This is a genomic window from Kitasatospora sp. NPDC041917, from assembly GCF_055589745.1.
The window spans coordinates 19,771-35,884 of record NZ_JBVJBI010000052.1 but is presented as its reverse complement, the minus strand read 5'-3'; the positions used below and the strand labels follow the sequence as shown (position 1 = coordinate 35,884).

Sequence of the window (16,114 nt, the reverse complement as noted above, 5' to 3'; positions counted from 1 at the left end):
GGTCCCGGCCCAGGCCCATGCCCACACCCAGGCCCACGCCCCGGCCCAGGCCCGCGCCCCGGTCGCTGGCGAACCGCGCGGCGCCGGGCCGGGTGGAGCGCTCAGTCCGGCAGCGGCGGCAGTTCCGGCCGCTCCAGCCAGGCCTCGAAGAGCGGGCCGAGCGGAGCGGTGGTGTACCGGGCGGCGTGGGCGCGCAGGTCGGAGGTGGCGACCACGCCGTGCCGGTTGGCGCCCGTCCAGTCCCGCAGCATCGCGAAGAACGCGTCCTCGCCGAGCGTTTGCCGCAGCGCGTGCACCACCAGTCCGCCGCGCTGGTAGAGCCGGTCGTCGAACATCAGCTTCCGGCCCGGGTCGTCGAGCCGGAGGTCCTGCGGCAGCCCGGCCAGCAGCCGGTGCGCGGCGGCGGCGTGCACGGCCGCGCCCGGGCCGCCGGCGTGCTCGGACCAGAGCCACTCCGCGTACTTGGCGAAGCCCTCGTTGAGCCAGATGTGCCGCCAGTCGGCGATCGTGACGCTGTTGCCGAACCACTGGTGGGCCAGCTCGTGCGCGATCAGCCGTTCGCGCTCCCAGCCGCCGCCGAGGTGGTTGGTGCCGAAGGTGGCGACGCCCTGCGCCTCCACCGGGACGTCCAGTTCCTCGTCCGCGATCACCACCGCGTACTCGCCGAACGGGTACGGGCCGAAGACCTCGCCGAAGTACGCCGTCATCTCCGGCTGCCGGGCGAAGTCCCGGGCGAACGCGGCGGCCAGCCGCTCCGGGACGTAGCCGGTCTGCGGCACCGCCGGTCGCACCGCCAGCGGCACCGGCCGGTAGTGCCCGATCGACACCGTCACCAGGTACGTCGGGGTGGGCGCGCTCTGCTCGTACACCCAGGTGGTGCTGGACGCCCTGGTGGTGCGGGTCAGCAGCCGGCCGCTCGCCACCACCGTGAACGGGGACGGCGTGGTGACGGCCAGCTGGTAGGTGGCCTTGTCGGCGGGCCGGTCGTTGCACGGGAACCAGGACGGGGCGCCGACCGGCTGGCTCGCCACCAGCGCGCCCTCGGTCAGCTCCTCCCAGCCCAGACCGCCCCACGGGCTGCGCACCGGGCGCGGGTTGCCGGTGTAGTGCACCTCGACGGTGAACGCGGCGCCCGGTGCGAGCGCCCTGGCCGGGCGGATCCGCAGCTTGCCGCCGCGGTGGGTGTAGCGGGCGGCCCGGCCGTCGACCAGCACCCGGCCGATCCGGAACTCGGCGAGGTCGAGCGCGAACTCCGCCAGCGCCGCGTCCGCCACCGCGCTCAGCCGGGCCGAGCCGGCCAGCCGGTTGGGGCCGGGCCGGTAGTCCAGCGCCAGCTCGTAGCGGTGCACCCGGTAGCGGTGGTCGCCGCTGTTCGGGAAGTACGGGTCCGGGGCACCGGCGGCCGCGGGGACGTGCTTGGGCTTCACGGGGGCGTGCGCTTCCTGCGGGCCGGGACGGGGGACGGGGAGGTGGTCACGACGTGGTCTGCCACGCCTCGATCGGGTTGCCCAGCCACCGCGTGTCGGCGGGGACGGACTCGGCGCGCATCACCAGCGAGGCCGGGCCCAGCGTGCTGCGCGCGCCCACCGTGCTGCCGGGCAGCACGATGCCGCCCGGGCCCAGGGTGGCGCCCTCGCGGAGGACCACAGTATCCATCCGCATGATCCGGTCGTGGAAGAGGTGTGTCTGCACCACGCAGCCGCGGTTGATGGTGACCCCGTCGCCGAGGGTGACCAGGTCCGCCTCCGGCAGCCAGTAGCTCTCGCACCAGACGCCGTGCCCGACGTGCGCGCCGAGCGAGCGCAGCCACAGGTTCAGCACCGGGGTGCCGGGCACCGCGCCGACCAGCCACGGCACGGCCAGCATCTCCACGAAGGTGTCCGCCAGCTCGTTGCGCCACACGAAACCGCTCCACAGCGGGTGCTCCACCGCGCGGAACCGCCCGACCAGCAGCCACTTGGCCGCCACCGCGACCGCGCAGGCCACCGCGCCGGCCGCCAGCAGGACCAGGCCGGACAGCAGCGCGGCGGTCAGCGGCGAGCCGGCCGCCAGCCAGGACAGCGCCGCCACGGTCAGCAGACCCAGCGCCGCCGAGGCCAGCACCGGCACCAGCCGGCCCACCTCGACCAGCCCGCGCGCCCACAGCAGCCGGGCCGGCGGCTCGTAGGTCAGGCTCTGGTCGGCCTGGTCCGCCGAGCGCGGCAGCCGCATCGGCGGCATGCCCAGGTACGACCCGCCCTTCTTCGCCTTCGCCGGCGTCGCCGACAGCACGCCCACCAGGCCGCGCTTGGGCACCGAGCGGCCCGGCGCGGTCATCCCCGAGTTGCCGAGGAACGCCCGCTCGCCGACCTTCGCCTCGCCGAGCCGCACCCAGCCGCCGCCCAGCTCGTACGGGGCCATCAGGGTGTCGTCGGCCAGGAACGCGCCGTCGCCGACCGTGGTCAGGCTGGGCAGCGCCAGCACCGTGGACACCTCCGCGCCCCGGCCGACCCGCATCCCGAGGGCGCGCAGCCACAGCGGCGTGACCAGTCCGGCGTAGAGCGGGAACAGCACCTCGCGGGCCCGGTCCATCAGCTGGGTGACGGTCCACGCCTGCCAGCCCACCCGGCCGTGCAGCGGGTGCGTCCCGGGCACCAGGCCGATGCTCAGCAGCCGGACCAGCACCACCAGCTGCGCCGCGTACACCGCGCCGAACGCCAGCGTGGCGGGCAGCAGGCCGAGCAGCGCGCCGCCGAGCGCCGGGCCGAGGGCCGCGCCCTGGTCGACGAAGCGGGAGAGCACGGCCAGCGCGGCGAGCGAGGGCAGCACCGGGAGCAGGCCGAGCACGGCACCGCTGGCGCCGTACAGCGAGGCCCAGCGGGCCCGGCGGACCGGGCGGTCCTTGGGCCAGGTGCGCTCGGCGCGGCCCAGCTTGACGGCGGGCGCGCCGCCCCAGCGCTGGCCGGTCGGCACCTGGCCGGTGACGCTGGAGCCGGCCGCCACCTGGGCGCGCTTGCCGACCCGGGCGCCGGGCAGCAGGGTCGAGCGGGTGCCGACCACCGCACCGGAACCGATCTTGACCTGGCCGATCAGCAGCCGGTCGCCGTCCAGCCAGTAGCCGCACAGGTCCACCTCGGCCTCGACCGCGCAGCCGCGGCCCAGCTTCAGCATCCCGGTGACCGGCGGCAGCGAGTGCAGGTCCACCTCGGGCGCCACCTTGGCGCCCAGCACCCGGGCGTAGCGCACCAGCCAGGCGCCGGACAGCGAGTCCGCGCCGCTCAGCTCGGTGAGCCGCTCGGCGGTCCACAGCCGCAGGTGGACCGAGCCGCCGCGCGGGTGGCTGCCCGGGCGCACGCCGCGCAGCAGCAGCCGGGCGCCGCCCGCCGCGAGGGCCAGCCGGCCCGGCGGGGTGTACAGCGCGAGCGCGCCCGCGCCGACCCACCACCAGGAGGCGGTGGGGGCCCACGGGAAGTCGCCGAGGTGGGTGAGGAGGTTCCCGGCGGCCAGCAGGGCGACCGTCCAGCGCAGGCCGACCACGGTGAACAGCGGGACCAGCAGGAACAGCTGGAGCAGCTTGGCCCTGGTCGGCACCAGGGCGACGGTGCGGGCCTCGGTACTCTCGCCGGCGGTGCGCTCCAGGTGTCGGGCGAGCTTGCGCAGCGTCGGGTGCTGGTAGATGTCCAGCACGGCCGCGCTCGGGTAGCGGGTGCGCAGCAGGGTGGTCAGCCGGGCGGCGGCCAGGCTGCCGCCGCCGATCGCGAAGAAGTCGTCGCGCGGGCCGCCGACCCGGACGCCGAGGATCTCCGACCACTGCTCGGCCAGCCAGGCCTCGGTGCCGTACAGCTCCTCGCTCGGGCCGGCGTTCTCCAGCTCCGGCAGCGGCCAGGGCAGGGCGTTGCGGTCGACCTTGCCGGAGGTCCGGGTGGGCAGGGTCTCGACGGTCGCCAGCAGCGGCACGAGGGCGGCCGGCAGCTCGGCGCGCAGCCGCTCGACGGCCTGCTCGCGGTCGAAGCCGCCCTGGACCACCAGGTAGCCGACCAGCAGCTGGTTGCCGCCGCGCGCGGTCCGCACGGCGGCCGCCGCGCCCGCCACACCGGGCAGGGCCTGCAGGGCCGCGTCGACCTCGCCGAGCTCGATCCGGCGGCCGCCCAGCTTGATCTGCTCGTCGGTGCGGCCGAGGAAGAGCAGACCGGCCGGGTCGGCCTGGACCAGGTCACCGCTGCGGTAGGCGCGCTCCCAGCCCAGCGAGGGCAGCGGCGCGTACTTCTCGGCGTCCTTCTCCGGGTCGAGGTAGCGGGCCAGGCCCACGCCGCCGATCACCAGCTGTCCGGTGCCGCCGGGGGCGACCGGCACACCGGCCTCGTCCACCACGGCGAGGTCCCAGCCGTCCAACGGCAGGCCGATCCGCACCGGGCCCTCGCCGGTCAGCAGGGCGGCGCAGGCGACCACGGTGGCCTCGGTGGGGCCGTAGGTGTTCCACACCTCGCGGCCCTCGGTGACCAGGCGCTGCACCAGCTCGGGCGGGCAGGCCTCGCCGCCGAAGATCAGCAGCCGCACCTCGTTGAGCGCCTCGGCCGGCCACAGCGCGGCCAGGGTCGGGACGGTGGAGACCACGGTGATCTCCTGCTCGGCCAGCCAGGGGCCGAGGTCGGCGCCGCTGCGCACCTGGGAGCGGGGAACCGGCACCAGGCAGGCGCCGTGCCGCCAGGCCAGCCACATCTCCTCGCAGGAGGCGTCGAAGGCGACCGAGAGGCCGGCCATCACCCGGTCACCGGGGCCGATCGGCTCCTCCTGGAGGAAGAGCGCGGCCTCGGCGTCCACGAAGGCGGCGGCGTTGAGGTGGGTGACGGCCACGCCCTTGGGCTTGCCGGTCGACCCGGAGGTGAAGATGATCCAGGCGTCGTCGGCCGGGGTGGGGCGGCGTTCCAGGGCGGGAGCGCGCTCGCCGGTCGTCGCCAGGCCGCGGTCGGTGCCGAGCACGGCGGCGACGGCGGCCTCGCCGAAGACCAGCTCGGCGCGCTCGTCCGGGTCCTCGGCGTCCACCGGGACGTAGGCGGCGCCGGCGGCGAGCACCGCGAGGATCGAGACGTAGAGGTCGTTGGTGCCGGAGGGCACGCGCACGCCCACCCGGTCGCCCGGGCCGATCCCGACGGCGGCCAGCCGGCGGCGCAGCTGCTCGACCTCGGCGGCCAGCGCGCGGTAGCTGAGCACGGTGTGCCCGTCGTCCAGGGCGGGCTCGTCGGGGTGGGCGCGCACGGTGGCGTCCAGCACGTCGACCAGGGTGCGCGGGGCGGCGGCCGGGCGGCCGGGGAACAGGGCGTGGGCCTGCTGGGGCTGCGGCTCTGATTCCGGTTCCGGCTGCGGTGGCGCGGGCGGTGCGGCCTGGGTGGGCTGCTGCGGTGGCGTGGCGTACTGCTCAGGGTGGCTCGGTTCAGCTGTCATGGCAGCCGTGCGCTCCTCGTCCTCGCCCCGTTCCGACCGATGCCCGGCCCCTGGGGCGGTGGGAGCACCGCCTGATCGGGTGACCCCACTCCGGGGCCGGAGCGGACAACCTGACCGATGGTAGTCCCGGGGCGGCGAGCGGACAGGAGCGGACACTCGGCCCAACTGGCGCCCAAATGGCCGAATCTGACAGAACGTCAGCCAATAACTGACGCCTCTTGATGTGGAAGTGATGGGGCGTCAGCAGAATTGACGGATCGTCAGGTCGATTTTCCAACCGTGATCCATGCCACAGCGATTCCTGCTCCCTTCGGGTGGCGGGAGGCGGCGGGCCGGGTCTCCCGGGCCGATTTCTCCGGTCCGGGCCCGGCCCGCCGTCCTGCCCGGTGGTCAGCGGAACCGGTGCAGGTTCTCGCCGAGGAAGGCCTCCAGGGTACGCGGGGCGCGTCCGGTGAGGCCAAGGAAGGAGCCGTCCGGGGTCTCCTTGCGGACCACCGCGAGCTGCTGGATCTCCACCACGTGGGTGGCGAGCCAGGGCGGCATCCCGGCCCGGCCGACCAGGTGGTCGTGCAGGTCGGACGGGCTCAGGTCGAGGTAGCGGACCGGCCGGCCGAGCAGCTCGCCCAGCAGTGCGGTGAGCTCCGGGTAGCTGTAGGCCCGCCCGCCGGTGAGCGGGTAGGTGCCGCCGGCCAGCTCGGGACGGGTGAGCACCTCGGCCGCGGCGTCCCCGATGTCCCGGGCGTCCACGTAGTTGCACCAGGCCTGGCCCATCGCGCCGTGCACCACCCCGGCGGCGGCGATGCCGGGCGCCAGGAGCAGCAGCTTCTGCATGAACGCGTACGGCCGCAGGACGGTGGTGGTGATGCCGCAGGAGCGCAGCCGCTCCTCGATCAGATGGTGGCCGCGCGAGACGGCGACGGGCGAGTCCGGCTCGGCGGCGGGCGCGGAGACCTTGACGATGTGCTCCACGCCGCAGTCCACCGCGGCCTCGATCGCGTTCAGCTCGTACTGGACCTGCTGCGGGCCGTTGGCCATGGTGAGGAAGAGCTGGTGCGCACCGCGGAACGCCGTACGCAGGGAGGCCGGGTCGGCGGCGTCGGCCGGGAGGGTGGCGGTCCGGGTGAGCGTGTGCTCGTCGAGGGCGGCGGCCAACCGGGCGGGGTCGCGGCTGAGGGCGCGGCTCGGTGCGCCGAGGGCGGCGAGGCTGCGCAGGGTGGCGCCGCCGGTGGCGCCACCGGCGCCCATGATGACGATCATGACGTCTGCCTTTCGGGATGGGGTGCGATTCCGGGGTGGAGTGCGGTTCCGGGCTGGGATGCGGTTCCGGGTCGGGGCGCGGTTCCGGCTTGGGGTGCGGCGGGGAGCCGGTGCTGCGCCGTGCGGGCCGGGCGGCTGCCGCGCCAGTGCCAGGTGGTGATGGTGGCGGCGATCGCCGAGGAGACCGGCAGGTCGATCGGCAGCCGGCGCGGCCAGGGGCTGTCGGCGAGGGCCGGGACGTGCGGCAGCCAGCGGGCGGCGGCGAGGCCGACCGCCAGGCCGAGGGCGGCGGCGACCAGGCCGAGGGCGGCGGCCGCGAGCGGGCGAGGGGTCCGGGCGGGCCGGGTGCGGACGGGGCGGCGGCGCAGCACGGCGCCGAGTGCGGCGGCCACCAGGGCGGAGGTGCCGCCGATGGTGGTGAGCGCGGCGGCCACCAGCTGCGGCTGGCCGGTGACGGCTCCGCCGGTCCCGGCCATGGCGGCGGGCATGACGTAGGCGACCAGGACCTCGCGCCACAGGACGAAGGGCGGGGGAGCGCCCGGGGCCTTCTTGCTCATGGGGTCGGTTCTTCCTCTCGCTTGTGGTTAGGTGCCTAAGTATTTGTGCTTAGGTGCCTAACTAGTGGGGCTGAAGGGAGGCGGGCCACCATTCGGCGGCCCGCCAGGGGTCGGATCAGTCCTCGGTGAGTGCGTCCATGCCCGCGACCACCCGGGCCAGCAGGTCCAGGAAGGTGGCGCGCTCCTCGACGGAAAGGCCCTCGACCAGTGCCTGCATCCGGGTGAAGTGCGCGGGGGCCAGCTCCCGCAGCTTGTCGGCGCCCCGCGCGGTGAGGATCACCACGTTGCCGCGGCCGTCCTCGGTGGACGGCCGGCGGGCCACCAGGCCCTCCCGCTCCAGACCGTCGACCAGGCCGGTCACGGTCGCCCGGGAGACGCCGAGGCTCGCCGCGAGCTGGGAGGGCGACTTCTCGCCGCCGTGGTCCTCCAGGTCCGCCAGTAGCCGGTAGCGGCCGGTGGAGAGGCCGAAGCGGCCGAAGTGCACCTCGCCGGCCTGGCCGATCCTGGCGCCCGCCGCCATCAGCCGGGCCGCTACCAGGATCGCCTGCGGGTCGGCCGCGAGGCCGTAGCGGGCGATCTGGCGGCGGGCCTGATCGAGGCTGGGGGCCGTGGGGCCACCCTCGGGGTGCTGGGTCACAAGAAGTAATATGGTGCCTAACCTGATTCCCGGTCAAGTCGAACCACGGACTGATGCCTAGGCGGCACGGGGAGCGATCCTGGGCGGCGTCCAGTCGGCGTGCCGCAGGACGGTCCGGACCATCGCGCCGGGCGGGGTGAGCCGGATCGCGGCGTTGCGCAGGCCGACCGCCAGCGGGTGGGCGAGCTGCTGGCCCATCCGGCCGGCCCGGCGGGCATCGCGGGCCACGGTCTGGCTGCGCGGGCGGCGGGCCGCGTCGTAACGCGCGAGCGCGCCCTCGACCGTCCGGGCCCCGGTGAGCGCCGCCGCCAGGGTCACCGCGTCCTCCAGTGCCTGGCAGGCGCCCTGGCCGAGGTGGGGCGTCATGGCGTGCGCCGCGTCGCCGAGCAGCGCGATCCGGCCCGACACGTAGGACGGCAGCGGCGTGGCCAGCTCGTTGACGTCGTGGTGCAGCACCGCCTCCGGTCGGGTCGCGGCCAGCAGCGAGGGGATCGGCTCGTGCCAGCGGGCGAAGCGGCGGCGGACCTCGGTCAGCGGGTCCCGGTAGCGGACCCCGACCGGGGCGTTCAGGACCGCGTGCCACTCGGCGGTGCCGTCCGGGAAGGCGATGTGGCCGAACTCGGCGCCGTGGCCCCAGGTCAGCTCGAAGTCGGCCTCCAGGCCGTCGACCGGACGCTCGGTGATCGCCCGCAGCACCGTCGAACCGCTGTAGGCGGCGCCGGGGTGGTCGGGGAAGAGGCGGCGCCGGAGACGGCTGTTGACGCCGTCGGCGGCCACCAGGAGGTCGGCCTCCAGTGTCGTGCCGCCGAAGCCGGCCCGGACCCGGAACGGTCGCGTGGTGTCCACCTCCGTCACCTCGGAGCCGACGACCAGGGAGGCGGCGGGCAGCGCCTCGCGCAGGACGCGGTGCAGGGCCGCGCGGCGGATCCCGACGATCGGGGCGCCCAGCTCGCGCTCCAGCGCCGCGCCGTCCATCGCGGCGAGCCGGCGGCCGTCCGGGGTCCGGGTGCCGCCGGTGTACTGGCGGCGGGCGGCCGCCTCGACCGCCTCGCCGACCCCCAGGGCCGCGAGCGCGCGCATCCCGTTGGCGGCCAGGGAGATGCCGGCGCCCGCATCCTCCAGGACGTCCGCCCGCTCGACCACGGTCACGTCCCACCCCGCCAGCCGGAGCCCGAGGGCGGCCGCCAGTCCGCCGATGCCGCCCCCGACCACCACCGCGCTGTTGCTGCTCATGCCCGGTCCTTCCCGTGTCGCCGCGCTGTCTTCTACAGCTGTAGAAAGAGCGTACTACGGGGCTGTCGGCGGACGGACGCGGGCCGAGGTGGCGGGCCGGGGTGGCGCGGTGGGGTGGCGCGGTGGCGGGCCGGCCGCCCGGCCGCTTGGCCATGGGGGTGGCGAGGGGCCGGCGGTCGGCGGTTGGTGGCCGGAGGCCGGTGGTTGACGGCCGGCCCGGACCGAGGCGGTGCGTGGCAGGTGCCCCGGCCCCGGTAGAAAGGAGGGATGCGGCGAAACGAGGACCAGAAGCGGGACGATGCGGGGCGGCCGGACCGGCGCACGGTACTGGCGGACGCCGCGATCGGCGTGCTGGCGGACCTCGGCGTGCGCGGACTGACCCACCGGGCGGTCGACGCGGCGGCCGGGCTGCCGCTCGGGACCACCTCGGCCTACCTGCGGACCCGGCAGGCCCTGCTCACCGCGCTGGTGCGACGGCTGGTGGAGCTGGATCAGGGCGAACTGCACGCCATGGGGGAGCAGGTGCCGGTCCGTTCGGCGGCGGAGTTGTCCGACGGGATCGCGGAGTTGGCGCGGCGCCGCCTGTCCGGGGACGGGCGGCGGCGCTCGCTCGCCCGGTACGCCTGCGCGGTGGAGAGCGTCCGCGATCCCGAGCTGCGCGAGATCCTCGTCCCGCGGGAGAACGCCGGGCGCGCCGCCGTCCGTGACTTCCTCGCCGCTCAGGGCGTGGCCGACCCCGACGGGCGGACGGCCGTGCTGCTGGCCTGCGTCGACGGCCTGGTCTTCGAGCACCTGGTGGGCGGCGGCGAGCCCGGGGCGGACGCGATCCAGGGACTGGTGGCAGCCGCCCTGCGGGGAGCGGTCGCGAGCTGAGCCTCGCCGGCCCTCGCCGCGCCTCGTCGACGCGACCCGGCCCGGCTCGTGCGACTCGCCCTGTCCGCCCGGCCCGCGTCAGCCGGGCGAGCCGGGCGAGCCGGGCGGACAGGGCGGACAGGGCGGGGCTGTCGGGGGCGTGTCCGGCGGTCCGTCGCCCGATCAGGAATCGGGTCCGTGCGGGTGCCTCAGCTCGCAGGCGTAGCCGGCGAGCAGGATGCGCAGCGTGCGGTGGAAGCACTGCTCGGAGTCGAGTCCCTCGCCGGTGGCGAAGGCCTGCGCGAGGTGGGGGTAGACCTTCTGGTCCAGGGCGGCGAACTGTTCGGGCCGGGGTTCGGTGCACTCGTGGTGGGGCGTCTCGCCGGCCTCGCCCAGCGTGTGCCCGATGGTCCACCGGACGACGGAGTTGAGCACGTCGAGCGCGTCTCCGAGTGGGACGCCGTCCTCGTGGAGCACGGCGATGCCGCGCTCCAATAGGGCGAGGGCGACCGGCGTGGCGACCGGGCGGGTGGCCAGCACGGTGAGTATGGCCGGATGGTCGAGCAGCAGTCGGCGCAGTTCGACGGCGAAGTCCCGGACCGCCTCCGTCCACGGGCCGTCGGGCTCGCCGAACAGGCTTCCCGCCGACAGCTCCAGCAGGCGCTCCACCATGCCGTCGAGCAGGGCGGTCCTGCTGGGGACGTAGTAGTAGAGCGTCATCCCCTCGACGCCGAGCGCCGCACCGAGCTTGCGGTTGGAGAGCGCGGCGAGGCCGTGTTCGTCCACGTAGGCGAGTGCGGCGTCGATGACCTTCTCGCGGGTCAGCCCCGTCCGTGGGCGGGTACGCCGGGTCGGCATCGGTTCCTCCTTCACCCCAATGGGCTCCACCGGGGCTGTGCGGTCCGGGCCTTGACGAGTCTTGCACTGCAAGAGAACCACACTCGACCTCAGCTTCTTGCGCTGCAAGAAGTCTCTGGGGAGGGTGTCGTGCGGCTTGTCGTCGTCCTGGTCCGCAGGCTCAACGAGGACGTGCAGTGCGGAGGGTTCCGCAGGGCGTGGATCCCGGAGGGCCCGTCGCGGCCGGTCGCACAATAGCGGCGCTCCGAGGGGGGTGGTCGCCCGGGGTATCCGAGCCTCTCTGTTCGGCCCCGCCGAACCCGGGCCGACCGACGACTTCGAGTGACAAGGCATCAGGTCAATCAACCGTCAAGTTGGTTCATTCACAGAATATTTCGCGAGGCGTTCCGTGTCGGGTGGATGATTTACGCCGCTCTAAGGTCTTCCCACGGAGATCTCCGGCTGACAGGCTGGGGCCGCCCTTTCAGTACGGAGGAGGTTCCTTGTCCCGCATATCCACGCTGGCCGGAGCGGTCACCTGCGCTCTCGCACTTGTCACCGGCACCGCCGTCGCCGCGTCGGCGGCGCCCATCGACCAGGCCCCGGGTCTGGCCGAGGCGAAGGTCGACCCTGTCGCCTGGACGCCGTGCAACCCCGACCCGACCAAGCCGGACCCCGGCATCTACGACTGCGCCGTCTACCCCGTGCCGCTGGACTACGACAACCCGAAGGGTGAGAAGGTCGGCATCGCCATGATGCGGCGGCGGGCGAGCGACCCGTCGAAGCGGATCGGCTCGCTGTTCCTCAACCCCGGCGGCCCGGGCGGCAGTGGTTACCTGTGGGCGACGACCGCCCGCTTCGGTGCCGAGGTGCAGTCGAAGTTCGACCTGGTCGGCTTCGACCCGCGCGGTGTGGCCCGGAGCAACCCGCTCAAGTGCTTCAAGACCCAGGAGGACGCCGACGCGGTCACCAACCGCATGGTCGGCGTGCCGGTCACCAAGGCCGAGATCAACGAGACGCTCGACGCGGACCAGGACTACACCGACGCCTGCAGCAAGAACGCCGGCCCCCTGATCGAGCACATGTCGACCATCAACGTGGTGCGCGACCTGGACCGGATGCGCCGCGCCGTCGGTGACTCCCAGCTCACCTTCGCCGGGTTCTCCTACGGCACCCTGATCGGTTCGACGTACGCCAACATGTACCCGAACAAGGTCCGCGCGATCATCGTCGACGGCAACGTCGACCCGGACCTGCGCCTGCACAACGGCCTGGAGTACGACCGCCAGCGGGCGAACGGCTTCGAGATCGCCCTGGACGAGTTCCTCAAGCGCTGCCAGGCCGCCGGCGCTCCGCGCTGCGCCTTCGGCGATGGCGACACCCGGGCCAAGTTCGACCAGCTCCGCGACCACCTGCGGACCAGCCCGATCACGCTGCCGAACGGCTCCAAGGTGACCCTGAGCACCTTCACCGGGGAGGTGGCCAGCGCCCTGTACTCGCAGGCCAAGCTGGCCCCGCTGGCCAAGTCGCTCCAGGCGACCTACCAGGTCTTCCAGAAGCCGGCCGCGACCGCCCTGCTGGCCCCGCAGGCGAACGTCTCGGACGAGGACGCCAACCTGCTCTCGGTGGACGTCCCGCGGGCGGCCCTGCGGGAGGCCCCGGTCGACTCCGAGTACACCGCGGACGACTCCTACCTGGCCGTCAACTGCCAGGACAAGCCGTACCCCTCCAACGACCGGGTGTTCGCGAACGCGGCCAAGGCCTGGGAGAAGGACATGCCGACCTTCGGTCGCTACCAGGCCTTCGACGCGCCGGCGTGCGCGAGCTGGCCGGCCCCGGCCCGGGACGCCGAGCGCTTCTCCGGCCCGTGGAACAAGAAGACCTCCAACACCGTGATGGTGATCGGCAACCTCTACGACCCGGCCACCCAGTACAAGTTCGCCCAGCGGATGCAGCAGGAGCTGAGCAACGCGGTGCTGGTCAGCGTCGACTCGATCGAGCACTGCGCCGTGGGCCGCAGCCAGGCGCTGAACCAGCTGGTCACCCGCTACCTGGTGGACGGCACCGCGCCGGCCGCCGGCCAGCTGCTGAAGCCGGACGCGGAGATCTTCCCGGCGGTCTGACGGAACGGCCCCCGGTGACCCGGGGGAGGAGTTGACGGTCGTGGTGGTCGGCAGTGCTGCCGGCCACCACGATCGTGCTTTACGGGCGATTTCCCGGAGCGCCCGGAAGGCCCGGGGAATGCGGTAGTGGATCGTCATCGAACCTCCGGTGGAGCGGATTCCTGCGAGTCGTCGGCGACCGTAGCCCATGCCACTGACAATCGCGTTCCGGTGCGACGGTGAAGGTCACGGCCGGTGAGGGTCACGAAAAATGACGTACTGTCACACTATTCAATAACCAATTCCCGCGCCCGGGTATGCGTGTTAGCGTGCGGGCCGCCGGCTTCTCTCGAACTCGGGAAAGTGAGGGCGGGCCATGCAGGACGAATTCTCCCGACGGGGTTTCCTGGGCGGTGCCGGCGCGGCGGCCGCCGGGATCACCGTCGGTTCCACGGGCGCGGCGGCGGCCGGGGGCGCGCACCGGGAGCTGCCGCAGGGGCGGTCGGTGCTGCCGGGCGATCCCCGGTACCGGACCCTCGCCCAGGGCTTCAACCAGCGGTGGAGCAGCACCCCCGCGTACATCCGGCTGGTGGGCGACGAGGCGGACGCGGTCGCCGAGCTGAACCGCGCGCTGGACGCCGGGCTACGGCCGACGGTCCGCGGCGGCGGGCACTGCTACGAGGGCTTCGTCGACAACGACGGGGGCGTCATCCTCGACCTCAGCACGATGCGCGGCGTCGCCGCCTCGACCGACAAGTTCGGCCGGCCCACGTACGGCGTCGAGGGCGGCGCGACCAACTGGGACGTCTGCACCACGCTGTTCCGCGAGTACGCCGTCGCCCTGCCCGCCGGGTCCTGCTACTCGGTCGGCGCGGGCGGGCACGTCTGCGGCGGCGGGTACGGCCTGCTCTCCCGACGGCACGGGCTCACCGTCGACCACCTCGTCCAGGTCGACGTGGTCACCGTCCGGGGCGGCCGCGCGGTGGTGACGCAGGCGCACCGCGAGGACGCGCAGGGCTCGCCCGAGCAGGACCTCTTCTGGGCCCACACCGGCGGCGGGGGCGGGAACTTCGGGGTGGTGCTGCGGTACCACTTCGCCTCGGACGTACCCCAGCCGCCGCCTCGGGTCTGGCTGAGCAGCGTGGCCTGGCCCTGGGCCGAACTGCTCGACCGGCCCGAGGACTTCGAGACCCTGGTGGCCAACTTCGGCGCCTTCATGGCCGAGCACAGCGGCCCGCAGGAGCCGGTGTACCAGGGGCTGTTCGCAATCCTCAAGCTCACCCACCACTCCAACGGGAACGTCGTCCTGTTCAGCCAGTGGGACGGCGAGGACCCGGGCCCGCTCGACGCGTTCGTGGCGGCGGTCGAACGGGGGATGACGACGCGATCGACGGTGCAGACCCGGGCGGCCGGCGGGCTGTTCCTGCCCTACCCGGACAAGCGGCGCCGGATGCCCTGGTTCCAGGCGACCATGACGCTCAACCCCTCGGGCGACAACCAGCGCGGCAAGTACAAGTCGGCCTACCACCGGGAGCCGTTCGCACCGGAGCAGATCGCCGCCTTCCGGGACTGGCTGGTGCGCGACGTCGAGGGGGCGGACCTCTCGAACACGCTGGTCCAGATCGACTCCTACGGTTGCCGGATCAACACCCGCCGTCCCGAGGAGACGGCCGTCCCGCAGCGTGACTCGATCATGAAGCTGCAGTACCAGACGTACTGGACGGACCCGGCCGAGGACGAGAAGCACCTGGCCTACCTGAGCGGGCTGTACCGCGACGTCTACCGGGGGACGGGCGGGGTCCCGGAGGTCGACACCGCGACGGACGGTGCCTACGTCAACTACCCGGACAACGACCTGGGCACCGCCGACCAGCCCGACCCTGCCTACCCGCGCCTCTATTACAAGGGCAACTATCCACGGCTGCAGCGCGCCAAGGCCCACTGGGACGGGAAGGAGGTGTTCCACCATGCCCAATCCATCATCCCGGCCGAGTCCTGAGCCCTGAGCAGTGAGCCCTGAGCGCTGAGCTCGAACGCCGGTGCTCGAACCCCGGTGCCCCGGTGCCCCGGAGGCGTGGGGAGGCGCCCCCGCTCCCCACGTCCGTGACACGACCCCGGGCCGGCCCGCTCCGCTACGCGGCCCGTTCCGTCTCCTCCTCGACGATCCGTCCGTCCCGGACCTCGATCACCCGGTCGGCGAGCCCCATCAGCGTCGGGTCGTGGGTGGCGACCAGCACCGTGACGCCCTCGCTGCGCACCACCGCGCGCAGCAGCTCCATGATCGAGCGGCCGGTCTCGGAGTCCAGCTGACCGGTCGGCTCGTCGGCGATGATCAGGCTGGGCTCGTTGGCCAGCGCACGGGCGATGGCGACGCGCTGCTGCTGGCCGCCGGAGAGTTCGCCGGGGCGTTGGTTGGCGTGGTCGGCCAGCCCGACCAGGGCGAGCAGGGTGTGAGCGCGCTCCTCGCGTTCGGCGGCCGGGGCCTTGCGCAGTCGCATGGGCACGCCGACGTTCTCGGCGGCGGTGAGCATCGGGATCAGCCCGAAGGACTGGAAGACGAAGCCGATCCGCTCCCGCCGCAGGGCGAGTCGACCGTCCTCGTCCAGCCCGGCGAGGTCGATGCCGTCCAGCGCGATGCTGCCGCCCGTCGGCGTGTCCAGGCCGCCGACCAGGTTGAGCAGGGTGGTCTTGCCGGAGCCGGACCGGCCCTTGAGTGCGGCCAGTTCTCCGCGGCCGACGGTGAACGACACGCCGCGCAGGGCGTGCACGGTCCGCTCGCCGGTGCCGAAGCTGCGGCGGAGATCGGTCACGGCCACCATCGGCTGGGTGGTGGCGGTGTCGGCGGTGGCGGCCTGATGCTGCGTCATGCGGCGTCCCCCCTGTGGGCGTGGCGGCCCGGTTGTAGCCGGGTCCCGTCCGGGTCTACGGATATGTCTGCTCCGGTGGTTCACCTTCCCGGGCGGGAATCCGAGAAGAGGGCGTCCCGGGTCAAAAGGGCGCGCCGAAGCCGGAGTTGTGAAGTGTGCATGGCATTCAAGTGGGGGCATCCCCGGCCGGGATGCTATCAATGAAAGGAATTTGCTCACTGGTTACTTGATTCGCGCAAGTCCCTTCCGTTCCTGGATCGAATCTGACAGCATCGTCCGCTATCCGGCGACCGATTGCCGGTGATCAATGCGCCGGGTGTGCTCGCGATGTGTCCGTCTGTGGCCGATTTG

11 protein-coding genes are annotated in these 16,114 nt (G+C 73.7%); 3 read left to right on the top strand and 8 right to left on the bottom strand.

Annotated elements, in window-relative coordinates:
• Positions 1–101 precede the first annotated feature (101 nt).
• The 6 genes from ACZ6EM_RS36050 to ACZ6EM_RS36025 all read right to left on the bottom strand — a co-directional run bounded on the left by ACZ6EM_RS36050 (position 102) and on the right by ACZ6EM_RS36025 (position 9,105).
• The gene (locus tag ACZ6EM_RS36050) at positions 102–1,427 is read right to left on the bottom strand and encodes a M1 family metallopeptidase (protein ID WP_401056234.1); all 1,326 of its coding nucleotides are present in this window, start codon (positions 1,425–1,427) and stop codon (positions 102–104) included.
• Between the two features lie 46 nt (positions 1,428–1,473).
• On the bottom strand, positions 1,474–5,421 hold the full coding sequence (locus ACZ6EM_RS36045; RefSeq protein ID WP_465774243.1) for a Pls/PosA family non-ribosomal peptide synthetase: 3,948 nt from the start codon (positions 5,419–5,421) through the stop codon (positions 1,474–1,476).
• Positions 5,422–5,811: 390 nt separating this feature from the next.
• Complete coding sequence (locus ACZ6EM_RS36040) at positions 5,812–6,678, bottom strand: NmrA family NAD(P)-binding protein (protein ID WP_465774242.1); 867 nt, start codon at positions 6,676–6,678, stop codon at positions 5,812–5,814.
• Positions 6,675–7,235, bottom strand: a complete 561-nt coding sequence (locus tag ACZ6EM_RS36035; protein ID WP_401048698.1) for a hypothetical protein — start codon at positions 7,233–7,235, stop codon at positions 6,675–6,677. Before ACZ6EM_RS36035 ends, ACZ6EM_RS36040 begins: the two co-directional genes overlap by 4 nt.
• A gap of 115 nt (positions 7,236–7,350) precedes the next feature.
• A complete protein-coding gene (locus ACZ6EM_RS36030; protein WP_401048700.1) occupies positions 7,351–7,872 on the bottom strand; it encodes a MarR family winged helix-turn-helix transcriptional regulator in 522 nt (173 codons plus the stop codon).
• Between the two features lie 57 nt (positions 7,873–7,929).
• Entirely contained in the window at positions 7,930–9,105 is a 1,176-nt protein-coding gene (locus ACZ6EM_RS36025; RefSeq protein ID WP_465774241.1) for an FAD-dependent monooxygenase, read from the bottom strand.
• Between the two features lie 267 nt (positions 9,106–9,372).
• Between ACZ6EM_RS36025 and ACZ6EM_RS36020 the strand changes: the two genes are divergently transcribed.
• Complete coding sequence (locus ACZ6EM_RS36020) at positions 9,373–9,978, top strand: TetR/AcrR family transcriptional regulator (RefSeq protein WP_401052275.1); 606 nt, start codon at positions 9,373–9,375, stop codon at positions 9,976–9,978.
• A gap of 162 nt (positions 9,979–10,140) precedes the next feature.
• On the opposite strand, the gene ACZ6EM_RS36015 is transcribed toward ACZ6EM_RS36020, so the two are convergent.
• Entirely contained in the window at positions 10,141–10,815 is a 675-nt protein-coding gene (locus tag ACZ6EM_RS36015; protein ID WP_401052278.1) for a TetR/AcrR family transcriptional regulator C-terminal domain-containing protein, read from the bottom strand.
• A 482-nt stretch (positions 10,816–11,297) separates the two neighbouring features.
• Here ACZ6EM_RS36015 and ACZ6EM_RS36010 point away from each other — a divergent pair, with 482 nt between their 5' ends.
• Complete coding sequence (locus ACZ6EM_RS36010) at positions 11,298–12,917, top strand: alpha/beta hydrolase (protein ID WP_452177874.1); 1,620 nt, start codon at positions 11,298–11,300, stop codon at positions 12,915–12,917.
• Between the two features lie 355 nt (positions 12,918–13,272).
• Positions 13,273–14,895 carry an FAD-binding oxidoreductase gene (locus ACZ6EM_RS36005; RefSeq protein ID WP_465774240.1) on the top strand — a complete coding sequence of 541 codons (1,623 nt, stop codon included), beginning with the start codon at positions 13,273–13,275 and terminating at the stop codon, positions 14,893–14,895.
• Between the two features lie 133 nt (positions 14,896–15,028).
• Here the strand turns inward: ACZ6EM_RS36005 and ACZ6EM_RS36000 are convergent, their stop codons facing one another.
• Positions 15,029–15,763 carry an ABC transporter ATP-binding protein gene (locus tag ACZ6EM_RS36000; protein ID WP_380547959.1) on the bottom strand — a complete coding sequence of 245 codons (735 nt, stop codon included), beginning with the start codon at positions 15,761–15,763 and terminating at the stop codon, positions 15,029–15,031.
• Positions 15,764–16,114: the final 351 nt, after the last annotated feature.